General features: G+C 60.9%; 12 protein-coding genes and 1 tRNA gene. 6 read left to right on the plus strand and 7 right to left on the minus strand.

Translation table 11 applies throughout. From position 1 onward, the window contains the following. The 4 genes from puuE (at nt 1) to V1475_RS01460 (ending at nt 4,046) form a co-directional block, all read left to right on the plus strand. The gene (gene puuE, locus V1475_RS01445) at nt 1-1,428 is read left to right on the plus strand and encodes an allantoinase PuuE (RefSeq protein WP_479411324.1); all 1,428 of its coding nucleotides are present in this window, start codon (nt 1-3) and stop codon (nt 1,426-1,428) included. 8 nt (nt 1,429-1,436) lie between these two features. Then, nucleotides 1,437-2,267 carry a bifunctional allantoicase/(S)-ureidoglycine aminohydrolase gene (locus V1475_RS01450; protein WP_434290396.1) on the plus strand — a complete coding sequence of 277 codons (831 nt, stop codon included), beginning with the start codon at nt 1,437-1,439 and terminating at the stop codon, nt 2,265-2,267. Continuing rightward, a complete protein-coding gene (locus V1475_RS01455; RefSeq protein WP_479411325.1) occupies nt 2,264-2,758 on the plus strand; it encodes an ureidoglycolate lyase in 495 nt (164 codons plus the stop codon). Before V1475_RS01450 ends, V1475_RS01455 begins: the two co-directional genes overlap by 4 nt. 82 nt (nt 2,759-2,840) lie before the next feature. Beyond that, a complete protein-coding gene (locus V1475_RS01460) occupies nt 2,841-4,046 on the plus strand; it encodes a serine hydrolase domain-containing protein (protein WP_479411326.1) in 1,206 nt (401 codons plus the stop codon). A gap of 94 nt (nt 4,047-4,140) precedes the next feature. Here the strand turns inward: V1475_RS01460 and V1475_RS01465 are convergent, their stop codons facing one another. Continuing rightward, nucleotides 4,141-7,725 carry a hydantoinase B/oxoprolinase family protein gene (locus V1475_RS01465; RefSeq protein ID WP_479411327.1) on the minus strand — a complete coding sequence of 1,195 codons (3,585 nt, stop codon included), beginning with the start codon at nt 7,723-7,725 and terminating at the stop codon, nt 4,141-4,143. Between the two features lie 163 nt (nt 7,726-7,888). Between V1475_RS01465 and V1475_RS01470 the strand changes: the two genes are divergently transcribed. Together V1475_RS01470 and V1475_RS01475 are read left to right on the plus strand one after the other, a co-directional pair. Next, nucleotides 7,889-7,965: transfer RNA gene (locus V1475_RS01470), tRNA-Met, on the plus strand. A 457-nt stretch (nt 7,966-8,422) separates the two neighbouring features. Beyond that, entirely contained in the window at nt 8,423-9,565 is a 1,143-nt protein-coding gene (locus V1475_RS01475; protein WP_479411328.1) for an FAD-dependent monooxygenase, read from the plus strand. 38 nt (nt 9,566-9,603) lie between these two features. Here the strand turns inward: V1475_RS01475 and V1475_RS01480 are convergent, their stop codons facing one another. From V1475_RS01480 to V1475_RS01505, 6 genes are all read right to left on the minus strand, one after another. Beyond that, entirely contained in the window at nt 9,604-10,212 is a 609-nt protein-coding gene (locus V1475_RS01480; protein WP_479411329.1) for a flavin reductase family protein, read from the minus strand. Nucleotides 10,213-10,279: 67 nt separating this feature from the next. Next, nucleotides 10,280-10,900: an isochorismatase family protein gene (locus V1475_RS01485; protein ID WP_479411330.1), complete on the minus strand. Its 621-nt coding sequence runs from the start codon at nt 10,898-10,900 to the stop codon at nt 10,280-10,282. Nucleotides 10,901-10,973: 73 nt separating this feature from the next. Beyond that, nucleotides 10,974-12,005, minus strand: a complete 1,032-nt coding sequence (locus V1475_RS01490; protein ID WP_479411331.1) for a 2,5-dihydroxypyridine 5,6-dioxygenase NicX family protein — start codon at nt 12,003-12,005, stop codon at nt 10,974-10,976. 33 nt (nt 12,006-12,038) lie between these two features. Then, on the minus strand, nt 12,039-12,815 hold the full coding sequence (locus V1475_RS01495; protein WP_479411332.1) for an alpha/beta fold hydrolase: 777 nt from the start codon (nt 12,813-12,815) through the stop codon (nt 12,039-12,041). Nucleotides 12,816-12,825: 10 nt separating this feature from the next. Then, entirely contained in the window at nt 12,826-13,575 is a 750-nt protein-coding gene (locus tag V1475_RS01500; protein WP_479411333.1) for a maleate cis-trans isomerase family protein, read from the minus strand. Nucleotides 13,576-13,686: 111 nt separating this feature from the next. Further along, entirely contained in the window at nt 13,687-14,361 is a 675-nt protein-coding gene (locus V1475_RS01505) for a TetR/AcrR family transcriptional regulator (RefSeq protein WP_479411334.1), read from the minus strand. Nucleotides 14,362-14,409 lie beyond the last annotated feature (48 nt).

Raw genomic sequence — 14,409 nt, forward strand, 5'->3', positions numbered from 1 at the left:
ATGCCGAAAAATCCACCGCGCTATGTTCGAAACATGTTGGGTTACGGGGCCAATGCGCCCGATCCGCACTGGCCCGGAGGCGCGAAGGTCGCGGTGCAATTCGTGCTGAACTATGAGGAAGGCGGCGAAAACTGCGTGCTGCATGGCGATGAGGCCTCTGAGGCCTTCCTCTCAGACATCGCGGGCGCGGCCATGTGGAAGGGCCAGCGCCACTGGAACATGGAATCGATCTATGAATACGGCGCACGCGCGGGCTTCTGGCGTTTGCACCGGTTGTTCACCGAGGCCGACATCCCCGTGACGATCTACGGCGTCGCCACGGCTCTGGCCCGGTCGCCCGAACAGGTCGCGGCGATGCAGGACGCCGGTTGGGAGATCGCGTCCCACGGCTACAAATGGGTCGAACACAAGGACATGCCGGAGGAGGAAGAACGCGCCTCCATTCAGGCGGCGATCAAGCTGCACGAGGAAGTCACCGGGGAACGCCCCTATGGCTGGTACACCGGGCGGTGTTCGGCCAACACCGTGCGCCTCGTATCTGAGGAGGGCGGCTTCGACTATGTCTCCGACACCTATGACGACGACCTGCCCTATTGGCTCGAAGTCGGCGATCGCGATCAGCTGATCATCCCCTATACGCTTGAGGCCAACGACATGCGTTTCGCCACCAGCCCCGGCTGGATCACCGGCGAGCAATTCTTCACCTATCTCAAGGACGCTTTCGACACGCTCTATGCCGAGGGCACGACCAGCACGCCGAAAATGATGAACATCGGCTTGCATTGCCGCCTGATCGGGCGTCCCGGCAAAATGGCGGGCCTCAAACGCTTCATCGACTATATCCAAACCTTCGACGGCGTCTGGACGCCCCGCCGCATCGACATGGCGCGCCATTGGGCCAAGGTGCATCCGCATACGCGCAAAACCCGCCCCTCGCAGATGTCGCAAGAGGACTTCGTCGCGAAATTCGGCGGCGTATTCGAGCATTCCCCTTGGGTGGCCGAACGCGCTTGGGAGCTGGAGCTTGGCCCGGCGCATGACAGCGCCGTCGGCGTCCATTCCGTTCTCTGCCGCGCTTTCCGCGCCGCATCCGAGGCCGAGAAAGACGGCGTGCTGATCGCCCACCCCGACCTCGCTGGAAAACTCGCACAGGCCAAACGCCTCACCGCCGAGAGCACCACGGAACAGGCCTCCGCCGGTCTCGACGCGCTCACCGACGAGGAACACGCCACCTTCGAGACCCTTAACACCGCCTATACCGAAAAATACGGCTTCCCCTTTATCATCGCCGTGAAAGACAATACCAAGGCGACAATCCTCGACGCATTCCACACCCGGCTCGGCAACGACCGGGACAGCGAATTCAAAACCGCCTGCAAACAGGTCGAACGGATCGCGTGGCATCGTCTCAAGGACATGAACCTCTGAGAAACGCGATGAGCTACGAATACACCTACTGCGCCCCGACCGGTGGCCTGCCCGATCAAAACAACCACGCCCGCGAGCGTGCCGTTTTCACCAATTCCTATGCGGTCATCCCGCATGGGGTGATGTCCGACATCGTCGTGAGCTACCTGCCCGGCTGGGATAAAACCCGCGCCTGGGTTCTGGCCCGCCCGCTCACCGGCTTTGCCGAAACCTTCGCGCAACTGATCGTCGAGGTCTCCCCCGGCGGCGGCACGACCGACCCGGAACCCGATCCGATGGCCGAATGCGTGATCTTCGTGCTGGCCGGTCACATGCGCCTGACCATCGGTGCGCGCGCCTATCAGCTCGACCCCGGCAGCTATGTTTTCGTCGCTCCCGGCGACACATATACCGTGCAGAACGACAACGACACGCCCGCGACCTTCGTCTGGATTCGCAAACGCTACGAACCCGCGCCGGGCATCGACAAACCCGAAAGTTTCGTCACCGCCGATATGGAAAGGCCGCCGGTGGAAATGCCCAACACCTCGGGTTACTGGTCTACCTCGCGCTTCGTCGATCCGCACGATCTGCGCTACGATTTCCACGTCAATATCGTGACCTTCCTGCCGGGCGGCACCATTCCTTTCGCCGAAACCCATGTCATGGAACACGGGCTCTATGTGCTTCAGGGTCGCGGCGTCTACCTGCTCAATCAGGATTGGGTCGAGGTCTCCGAGGGCGATTTCCTCTGGCTCCGCGCCTTCTGCCCGCAGGCCTGTTACGCCGCCGGTCGTCGCCCGTTCCGCTATCTCCTGTACAAAGACGTCAACCGTCACGCCAAGCTGGAGCTGGGATGACCCGCGTCATCACCACCGAACCGCTGACCCCCGAGGCCTTCGCCCCTTACGGCGATGTGCTCGACGCGGTCGGCGCACCGGACAAGATCATCAATCAGGGCAAATGCGGCCGTTACCACGACCGCGCCTCGGTCGATGTCGCCCCAGACACCGGCGGTCGCGTCGGCATTTCGATCTTCCATGCCGAGCTGCGGGACTTTCCCTACACGCTCGACCTGATCGAACGCCACCCGGAAGGGTCGCAGGCCTTCGTGCCGATGTCCGCCGATCCGTTCCTCGTCATCGTCTCCGACGGTCCCGAAGCCGCGCCCCGCGCCTTCGTCACCGATGGTGCGCAGGCGATCAACTTTCACCGTGGCACATGGCATGGCGTGCTGACGCCGCTCACCGGCAACGGGCTTTTCGCCGTCATCGACCGGATCGGGGACACCCCGAACCTCGAAGAACATTGGTTCGACACGCCTTGGGTCGTCACCTCTGACGCATCGTAACCGGACTGCAACCTACGGGAAAACCTCGACACAGCCTTGCTTCCCCTGCACAGTCTCATGGAAACGACAGCAGGGGACAGCCATGCAAGCTTCGGCACTGATCGACACCGCGAAAATCATAGGTGGCCGCCTCCTCCGGCTCGATATGACCGGCATCAAACGGCTCGCGCGGGTCAATAGCCTGTTTGCGCCCGGCAAGATCGTCTGGAATTTTTCCCATCTCGATCAGCTCTTCCACGCCCTGCCCTTCGACATGCCCGCCTCCCAGCCAAGCGCCTTGCCAAGCGCCTTGCCGGAGGCAAAAGCGCCGATCACGACACACGTTGATCTCGACCGCTATTTTATCGACCGGAACGTCAAAAGCTTTCTCGTCCTGAAAGACGGTGCCATCCGTCACGAGCAATATTTTCACGGCACCCGGCCCGAAGACCGCAATATCTCATGGTCTATGTCGAAAAGCGTCACAGCACTCCTGCTTGGCATCCTGATCGACAAAGGGCTGATCCCCGCCGACATTCTCGAAGCCGAGGTGCAGGACCATCTGCCCGCGCTCAAGGGCAGCGGTTATGACGGTGTTCGCCTCCTCGACGTGCTCACCATGTCAAGCGGCGTGCGTTTCAACGAGGACTATGTCGACTATCATTCCGACATCAACCGCATGGGTCGGATCATCGGGGTCGGCGGCTCGATGGACGATTTCGCCGCCACGCTCACCCGGCAATGGCCCCCCGGCACCTATATGCATTACGTCACCGTCGACACCCATGTCATCGGCATGATGATCCGGGCGCTAACCGGTCAAAAGATGATCGATCTGCTGAACGCCCATGTGATCCGACCCATGGGGTTCGAGCACAGTGGTTTCGTCATCACCGATGAGGAACAGGAGCCTTTCGTCGCGGGCGGTTTCAACATGAGCACCCGCGATTATGCCCGCCTTGCCCAGATGATGCTGCAAAAAGGCGCATGGAACGGCACGCGGATCGTGTCCGAGGCCTGGATCGACCGCATGACACAGCAGACTGCGCCCCTGCCCGATCCCGAGACCGCGAAAATCCCCGACGGGCAATTGCGCTATGGCCTGCAATGGTGGCTGCCGCCCGAGGCGCGCGCGGGTGAATTCTTCGGCATCGGCATTTACGGGCAATACATGTACATCCACCGCGCGGCGGGCGTGGTGATCGCCCAGAACGCCGCCGACACGGATTTCCGCGTGGGCGATGGCGCGATCAACCTTGAGACCCTCGCGATGTTCCGGCAGATCGCGGAGGATTTGGCAGAGGCTTAGGTTCGCCGCGCCCTGCGCGTTTCGTGCCCGACAAAAGTCCGACACAAATCCGACGCTTTGCCGACAGTCATTTCGGAACGATTTCGGGCGGCGATCAGGCCGCCCCAAAGCCCCCGCCGCCGGGCGTTTCCATCACGAAAATCCCGCCTGCCGGGAGGTCGATCTCGTCATTGCCCTGAAGCGGAATTTCCGCGCCGTCCGGCAAGATAGCGGAGTTCCGCCCCACCCTCCCCGGCGCACCACCATTCACACCAAAAGGCGGTATGACCCGGTGCGAACAGAGCGTCGTGACTGTCACTGGCGTCAGGAATTCCATCTTTCGGATCAATCCGTTACCGCCATGATGCGCGCCTTGACCGCCGGAATTCGGACGGATGGCAAACTCCAGAAGCCGCACCGGGAACCGCGCTTCGAGAATTTCGGGATCGGTCATCCGCGTGTTGGTCATATGCGATTGCACCGCGTCGCAGCCGTCGAACTCCGGCCCCGCGCCCGTGCCGCCCGCGATGGTTTCATAATTCTGGAAGTCATTGTTCCCCCAGACAAAATTGTTCATCGTCCCCTGCGATCCGGCGATCACCCCCAAGGCCCCGAACAACGCATTGCACGCCGCCTGCGATACCTCCGTGTTGCCCGCAATCACCGCCGCCCCCTCGCCCGGATTGAGCATCGACCCCTCCGGCACGATGATGTTGAGCGGCTTGAGACACCCCTCGTTCAGCGGGATGTTTTTGCCCACAAGTGTCCGGAAAACATAGAGAACCACCGCGCGCGAGATCGACAGAGGTGCGTTGAAATTTCCCTTGTGCTGAGGCGAGGTTCCGGTGAAATCGACGGTCGCCGTGCGGGTGGCCGCATCGACCGTAAGACGCACCTTGATCTCTGCGCCATCGTCCATCGGATAGGTGAATTCCCCATCTGAAAGCCGGTCGATCACCGCGCGCACGGAGGCCTCGGCATTGTCCTGCACATGCTGCATATAGGCCGTGACCACCTCCGTACCATAGCGGGCGACAACGCCCATAAGCGCTTGTTTTCCCGTCTCATTCGAGGCCACCTGCGCCTGAAGATCGGCAATGTTCTGGTCGATATTGCGCGCGGGATAGCGCCCCGAGGCGAGCAAAGCACGCATTTTCTCTTCTTCGAACCGCCCTGCCGTCACGATGCGCGTGGTTTCGATCACCACACCTTCTTCTTCGAGCGTTGTGCTATCGGGGGGCAGCGATCCCGGCGTGCGCCCGCCGACATCCGCGTGATGCCCGCGCGCACCCAGCCAATAGGCAGGTTTTCCGTCCACAAATACCGGCGTCACCACAGTGATGTCCGGCAGATGGGTACCGCCGCGATAGGGCGAATTGAGCACGAAAGCATCGCCCTCGGCGGCGTCGGAAAACTGCCGGATCACCGTCTGCACCGAGTCCGACATGGAGCCGAGATGCACCGGAACATGCGGCGCATTGGCGACCAGACGACCATGGGCATCGAAGATCGCGCAGGAAAAATCGAACCTTTCCTTAATGTTGACCGACCACGACGTGTTCGCCAGCGTCGCACCCATCTGATCGGCGACAGACATGAACAGGTTCGACATCACCTCGAGAAGGATCGGATCGGCCTCGGTTCCCACGGCAGCACTACGCTCGACGGGCGCGGCGCGGGTCAGGATCAGGTTGCCCTGCGCATCAAGCCGCCCCACCCAGCCCGGTTCGATCACATTGGTGCCTGTCGGCTCGGAGATCACGGCCGGGCCTTGAATGTCCACGCCTTGCGGCAGACTCAGTCGGTCGAATAGCGGCACCTCGCCCCAACCGGACGCCGTGACGGACATCATCGCTTTCGGCGCGACCTCTCCCACCCGCATCGGCGCGACCATAGGGGGTTCACCGGTTTCCCCCACGGCCTCCACCGCCAGCATATCGAGGATCAGGGCCCGCCCCGGCGGCGCAAAACCGAACCGTGCCTTGTGCGCGACCTCAAACGCCGCCGTCATCTCCGCCATAGTCCCAAACGGCACATCGAGCGTCTGGTGCGAGCCGGTATAGCGCAGATGAGCCCGTGTCAGGGTTCTGATCTGCGCCACACCCTGCGCGGCCACCTCCGCCTGCGCCTCCGCCACCAACGCCGCGCGCGCGCCTTCTGCGGCAGAAAGATCGTCAAGGGGCAGGTCCAGTTGCACCTCCCGCAGCGCCCGGATGTCCGCCAGCCCCATGCCATAGGCCGAAAGCACACCGGCAAAAGGGTGGATCAGCACCCGCGTCATACCGAGCGCATCGGCCACGAGACAGGCATGCTGTCCTCCCGCGCCGCCAAAACATTGCAGCGTATATTGCGACACGTCGTGTCCGCGCTCGACCGAGATTTTCTTGATCGCATTGGCCATATTGTCGACCGCGATCCTGAGAAAACCCTCCGCCACCTCTTCGGGCATAAGGCTCTGCCCGGTTGCGACGTTGATCTCCGCAGTTAATTCTTCAAACCCGCGCCGGGCGGCGTCGACGTCCAGCGGTTCCTTGCCCTCCGGCCCAAAGACATGCGGGAAATGATCGGGCGACAGTTTGCCCAGAAACACGTTGCAATCGGTCACCGTCAGTGGCCCGCCACGGCGGTAAGCGGCAGGCCCCGGATCGGCCCCCGCACTTTCGGGACCGACCTGAAACCGACCGTCCCGGAAGCTACAGATCGACCCGCCACCGGCTGCGACCGTATGAATATCCATCATCGGCGCACGCAACCGCACGCCAGCGACTTCAGTCTCGAAGGTGCGTTCATAAAGGCCGGCGTAATGCGAGACATCGGTCGAGGTGCCGCCCATATCGAAGCCGATCAGCCTTTCAAACCCCGCCGCCTCACCCGTGCGCACCATGCCGACGATGCCGCCCGCGGGCCCGGAGAGGATCGCATCACGACCCTGAAACAGCGTCGCATCGGTCAACCCGCCATTCGATTGCATGAACAACAGCCGCTCGCAGGCATGGCCCAACGACAGCGCCTCGGCCACCTGATCGACATAGCGGCGCAGGATCGGGGAGAGATAGGCGTCGACGACCGTGGTGTCGCCGCGCGAGACGAGTTTTGCCAGTCGCGAGGTCTCATGCGAGGTCGAGACCTGTGTAAAGCCGATCTCCCGTGCGATCTCCGCAACGCGGTTCTCATGCGCAGGTTCGAGATAGGCGTGCAGAAAAGCGATGGCGACAGCGCGAATGCCCTGATCGAACCCTGATTGCAGAGCCGCCCGGGCAGCGCTCTCATCGAGTGGCGTGACGACAGAGCCATCTGCCGCCAGCCGCTCCGGGACCTCCGCGACGCTTTCATAAAGCAATTCGGGGCGTTTGATCTCGAGCGCGAAAAGATCCGGCCGGGCTTGATAGCCAATGCGCAACAGATCGCCAAACCCTTCCGTGATCAGCAGAAGCACCCGCTCGCCCTTGCGCTCCAGCAGCGCATTGGTCGCGACCGTCGTACCCATCTTGACCGCTCTGATCGCGCGCCGCGGGATCGGAGCGCCTGAAGCCAGAGCCAACAGGTCGCGAATCCCCTGTTCGGCGGCGTCGCGATAGCGCTCTGGATTGTTGGACAGGAGTTTGAGCGTATGAAGCCGCCCCTCAGGGTCGCGCCCTACCACATCGGTGAAGGTGCCGCCCCGGTCGATCCAGAAATCCCATTGTCCCGTGCTGCCCATATCCGCCCCGCTTTTCGCCTGTCGCGAGAGGTTAGGAGATCACAGCACGGGCAACAAGTCGGGGCGGGGAACGCGGGCTTGGCCCTGAGTGGAATTTTCTGCCGGATTTCGGCGAAATCCCTCTTGACCCCCGCAGTCGCTCAATCTATCTACGCGGCACTTCGGCGGAGTAGCTCAGTTGGTTAGAGCAGCGGAATCATAATCCGCGTGTCGGGGGTTCAAGTCCCTCCTCCGCTACCATATCCCCAAACGACAGACTAAATTGAAATCGCTTTTACGAGCGAAGAATTGCCTTTGTGCCGGTTTGCCCACCTTTTTGATCTTGGCGTGCAAAGCGGTGAACTGCCTGCTTTTCTCGAACAGAGTACTCACACAAGCTCCATTCAAGCGAGAGGAACCGAAGACATGAATGTCAGGCTCCATCGTGAAAACAGACACGGCACAAGAGCCGCAAGGCCTGTCCCCTCCATGTCGTGAGAGCTCTGCCTGTTCCCGCCCTGAGAGGTCCTGAGTCGGATCGCAATCGCTTATAGAAGCGAGGGGCCTGTGCCCACCACGACGACCGGCCGCCAGTTGATTAAATTTTCATCAGATGACTGTTTGCCGCTCGCGCGGCAACCATTGTTTTTGACACTGCTTCTTGATGTGATATTTGTTTGTGTACAAACGAATATATCTCTGACGCACAGGACCTCACATGACTCAGATCGACCAAGTAGATATCGCCGTCATCGGCGCTGGCCTCGGCGGCGCAGCAGCGGCTGCTCTCCTGCTGGACGCGGGTTTCTCCGTTCACACCTTCGAGCAGGCCCCTGAATTCACCCGTCTCGGCGCTGGCATCCATATCGGCCCGAACGTGATGAAAATTTTTCGCCAGATCGGGCTTGAGAAACGTCTCGAAGAGATCGGCTCACACCCGGATTTCTGGTTCTCCCGCGACGGGATGACCGGCGAGTACCTGTCGAAAATTCCCTTGGGCGACTATGCCCAAAAGGAATACGGCGCCTCCTACATCACCATTCACCGCGGCGATCTGCATGCCGAACAAATCAACGCCCTGCCCCAGGACACCGTACATTTCGATCATCGCCTGACCGATATCGAAGAGCGCGACAGTGATGTTCTTTTGACCTTCGCCAATGGCAACAAGGTTGCGGCGAAACTCGTGGTCGGTGCCGACGGCATCAACTCGATGATCCGCGAAAAACTTCTGGGCGTCGAAAAACCGCGTTACAGCGGTTGGGTCGGCCATCGCGCGCTGGTCGACATGAACAAGCTGCGCTCTTCCGGTCTGGACTTCGAGCCCTGCGTGAAATGGTGGTGGGAACAATCCCGTCACATCATGACTTACGCGACGAAACACGATCAGTCGGAATATTACTATGTGACCGGCGTGCCGGTGGACAGCTGGGACCACGAAGCAAGCTTTGTCGACAGCTCCCGCGAAGAGATGGAAGCGATTTTCGGCGGGTCGCACCCCGTCGTTCAGGCCCTGATCGACGCGACCGAGACCGTGACCAAATGGCCGTTCTGGAACCGCGATGTGATGAACCTCTGGAGCCAGGGGCGTCTGGTCATGCTGGGCGATGCCTGCCACCCGATGCGCCCGCATATGGCCCAAGGTGCCTGCATGGCGATCGAAGATGCCGCCGTTCTGACCCGTGCGCTGTCGATCTCCGGTATGGAGGATTACGCCTCCGCCTTCAAAACCTACGAGGCGACCCGCCACGCCCGCGCCACCAAGGTGCAGACGATTTCCAACGCCAACACATGGCTCAAAGAGCCGGAAGATCCGGCCTGGGTTTACGCCTATGACCCGATGACGGCGGACCTCGCCTGAATTGAAAACGGCCCCTGCGGGGGCCGTTTTTTATGATGTCAAAGTTTTGGACGGCGCATCTGGAACAGCTTGTCGATGCTGGCGAAATCCTGGTATCCAAGCCGCGTCAAAGGTTTGTAGCGCAGCACATCGAACCGCCCTTCTTCCGTCAGGCAGTCGTCGCGCAGGTGGATTGCCTCGACACGCGCGAGGATCATCAGATTGCCCTCTCCCTCCAGATCGATCACCTGCGTCAACCGACATTCCAGAGCTGCCGGAGCGTCGGCAAGTCGCGGACAGTCGATGCTTTCGCAGTCCGCGGCCTTCAGCCCCAAAGCCTCAAACTCGCTCCGATCCGCCGGATAACCCGCAGAGGAGGCATTGAGCGCCTCGCGATCCTCAAACCCGGCGATGTTGATGCAGAACACGCCGGTCTCAAGGATATGGCTGTAGCTGTCCTTGCCTTTGGCGCGATCCGGCTTGCCGCCGATGGAGGACACGATGACTTGCGGCGGCGCATAGGCCACAGCGTTGAAAAACGAATACGGCGCGAGGTTGGTCGCGCCATGTGTGCCGCGTGTCGAAATCCACGCGATGGGCCGGGGCGAGACAATCGCCGCAAACGGATCGCGCGGCAGGCCAGAGCCGTCTTTCGTCAGGTAAAACATCGCTTTCTCCTATGAAAAAGGGGAAGACCGCAGCCTCCCCCAAACATTCCCTGCAATTTGGGCGGGTTCAAAGGCTTTCGAGCCAGTTCAGAATATCCACACTGTCGGTGACGTCACCGTATTTCTGATCCATGTCGTAGAGGTTCGCCTCATGCGGTGCTTCGGCGCGATCCGCGCAGCAATCGCGCGGGATCAACACGGTATAGCCCGACTGCACCGCATCCACGACGGTTGCACGTACACAGCCCGATGTCGTCGCCCCTGTCACCACAACGGTATCGACGCCTGCGCCGGTCAGAAGCGCGTTCAGCGTGGACCCGAAAAACGACGACGCGCCCTTTTTGGTGACAATCGCGTCCTCGGGTTGAATGCCGGTAGCGGCGTCGATTTCGACCAGACAGGTGCCTTCGATCAGCGCCCGCATCCCGGTCGCCTTCTTCAGCCACGGGAGCTTGTCCAACTCGCCGGGGTGATAGGCGATGGTGGTGAAGATCACCGGAAACCCCTTGGCCCGCGCCGTATCGCAAATCTCTTTGGTCCGGGCCATTTGCAACGCGGCATCCGAGGCCGTCGGGTATTGCAGATCCGTGAACCCGTAAGAAAAATCCACGACCACGATACCGGGTTTCGTGCCACGCGGCACAGAGACGCCGAAGCCTCCGGCCTTATAGGTGTCTGACTGAGACATGATCCTGTCCTTTGTAAAGATGGGCGGCCCCGAGGTAAGAAGAGCCGCCCGGCAGATTGAGGCAGGGGACGCCTCAGCTGCGTTCCATCTGGATCTCTTTCACCACGATATCGCCGTCGATCACGATCGGCTCGTCGTCGAGGAAGAGCGAACAATTGCGCATCGGGATGTCGAGGTGACAGGCGGTGTCGTTCGGCCCGCCCAGCTCGTTGTTCGGCCCCGTCGAGAACATCACGTTGCCGTAGAAGGCGCGCGGCTCCATGCCCATGCCGCCGGGGAACGCGCCCGGCACCATGTTGTGCCATTTGGCATTCGGGTTCATGCCCCAACCGACATGGCTCATGCCCATGCCACGCGGATCGTTGAAGGCATCCATGTAGGATTTCACCAGCTCGGCATCGAGACCGCCACGAATGTCGGTGATCCAGCCTTTCTCGATGGTGTAGGTGATGGGCGAGCTGACATACATGTTCTGCGGCAAAAGGATATCACCCGGTGCGACCACGATGGTGCCATCCACCCCGTCGTCATCGCCGCCGGTAAACACGAACCCCGACGGCCAGTGATCCCAGCGCCCCGGTTCGTCGGTGCAGGCATATTCCGTCACCGCCGGGTAGGTGTTGAGCTTATAGGTCACATCCGTGCCATGGGGCGAGGTGATGCGCATGACCTTGGCCTTGCCGAGCATCTCGCCCGCGATCGTCACTTTCTCGCGGATTTCCTGCGTCGGCAACATGCGTGCCAAAAGCTCCGGCGGCTCCACGGCGGTCAGGATGCGGGTGCCCGCGGCCTGAATGGCGAATTGCTCCGGCGAGAACAGCAGGAAAATGCAGTCGATCAGCATATCGCAGTTTTTCAGCGCCTCGACCGCGTCGGGCATCGCCGCAAGACCTGTTTGCCCCACCGCCCATTCGCCGATGACGGCAGGCGCTGGCAGGCGCATGTGATACATACTGGCGCCCAGCATCCGACCGGCGGCCATGAAGGCATCGGCATAATCGAGGCGTTCGTTGCCTTGGGTCAGAACGATGAGACGTTCGTCTTTCTGTACGCCCGACATCTTCAACTGATGCAGGCAGATGTCCGTGAAACTCGCGTGATCCATATCTGTATTCCCTGTTGTGTTATGTGGTCGGACTTAAGCTTTGAAATCCATGACGGCATCGAGGAAGCCTTCGAGGTCATCCCAGGGGATCATGTGCCCCGCGCCCTCGACCGTGTGGACCTCCATGGCGGGCAAAAGCGATTTCAGCTCCGCCTCGTCCTCGTCCTGAATGACCGGCGCGCCGCCCGCGATCACCAAACGCGTCGGCACGCTGAGCTTCGGCACATCCGCATGGATGTCGTCGGTGTGGAACCCGTCATACGCGGTGCGGATCGCACCCCAGTGACAGGTGTGCAGCCACTCGGCCCGCAGCGCGCATTGTTCGTCGGTCCATGTCGGGCAATAGACCTTCATGTCCTCACCCGAACAGCCTTTCACGGCCATTTTGATCGAGTCGCCATACCAAGCCCAGGGCGACGGGTACGGGCGGCGGTTCGGGCCGGAGACCGGCGGATCAACGAGGATCGCCCCCTTGAACACCTCGGGTTTCGTCGCCACCGCCCGGATTGCCGTTCGTGCACCCATGGAGTGACCCATGACAATCGGTCGGTCCATCTGTTCGGCCAGCGCCACCGCATCGGCGGCCATGGCGTCGAGCGTGTAATCCAAGTCCCCCGTTTCGCTCAGCCCCCGTCCGCGCACGTCGAGCACATGGACGTCGAACGCGTCTGCCAGACGTTCGGCGACAAAACCCCATGTGATCGCGGGCGAGGTGATGCCGGGGATCAGAAGCAGCTCGGGGCCTTTGCCCTCATAGCGGATCAGGTGGTTGCGAATGCCGTTGGCCTGAACGTTATAGCCATAAGACATAGGAGGCTCCTCAATACGCGCCGGACAGAAGCGTGCCGCCGCCGGGGACGCGTGTGTCGAGATCGAGCGCCTTGAGCATCTGCCATGTGGTGGCGATGGCGGCCGTCAGAACCGGCTTGCCGGTGATCGCCTCGGCCATCGGCACGGCGGGAAGCGACGGCATCTGCACACAGGCCGACAGCACGACCGCGTCCACGTCATCGGTCTTCAGCCCTTTGACGATTTCCGGCAGGTTCATCGGATCGTGTGCGGCCACGTCGAGATTGTCCTGAATTTCCAATGCGATGTAATCGCTAACCTCAATGCCTTCGTTGCGGATATACTCGACCACCATTTCGGTCAGCGGCTTCATATAGGGTGCAACGAGGGCGATTTTCTTGGCCCCAAGCGCCCGGATGCCCTCGATCAGCGCACCCGCGGAGGTCACGACCGGAGCGGGTCCTCCGTTGTCGGCGGCCACACCGGCAAGACGCGGACCGGACACGCAGTGATAGCCTTTGCCCATCGACATGATCGCCACGAGGCAGGCGTAGCCCATCACGTCCACCTTGGCGTCCGAGAGCTCCAGCGCGCAACGGTCGCTGTCGGCATCCATTTTTTCAAGCTCTTCCTTGGTCACATGCTTCATCCGCATCCGCGCGGAGTGAAAGGTGAACCGCTCAGGTGCGATGGTCTCGCGCGCTTTCAGAAGCGCCGGAATCTCCGTCTCCATGGTGACGTTGGAGCTGGGCACGATCTGCCCGATGCGAAAGTTTTTCATGATTCTCGTCCTTGAGGGTGCGTTGCCTCAAGGCGTAATTACAATTCTGTATAATTACAAGTCTGAATAATTATTCAGACAAGCCGGACCCGGCAGAAATTCACGAATTGCCTAGGGAAGCGGCGCGCGCAGACCGGCCGACAGGAAGACCGTCAAGTGATCAAGCATATCGCCCTGCCCGACCTCACCGATCTGGCCGTCGGTCAGATCGTTGAGCCGCCCGAGATCGTTCAGCATGAACATGTAGGTACCGACAAGGAAGGCCATGCGGATCGAGATCACATCCTTCGGAATTTCCGGCAGCGCGTCGCACAATGCCGCAATATAGCGTTTGACCGAAGCATCGTAGACCTCGCTGCGCAGATGCAGCGCGTGCTCATCGAGCTCGGAATGCAGTCGGGCCTGCAAGCGCACAAAGGCCGCACCATTCGGCCCCGAATATTTCATATCCCATTGTGGTTTAAGATAATTTTTCACAATTTCTTCGACTTTCGGCACGCGCCCTCCAGACAAGATCTGATCCAGAAGCACATGACGCGCACCAGAAATCGCCGAGCCACGCCGCCGAACAACCTCGTCGAACAGGTCCTGTTTCGAGCCGAAATAATAGCGCACCAGCGCCTGATTTACGCCTGCCCCGGCAGCAATATCGCGCACCTTGGCACCGTTGAACCCAACCTCGGAAAAGATCAGCTCCGCCTTGTCGAGAATAACGTCGCGCAGTTCGACACCCTCTTTCGGGCGCCCAGGCTTGCGGCGTGTTTTTGCTTCTGCGCCTTCGGACATACCTCTACCCCGGCTGTGAAATTCAGTCGTTTTTTTGTGACAACCGGA

The organism is Celeribacter sp. SCSIO 80838 (assembly GCF_056498065.1).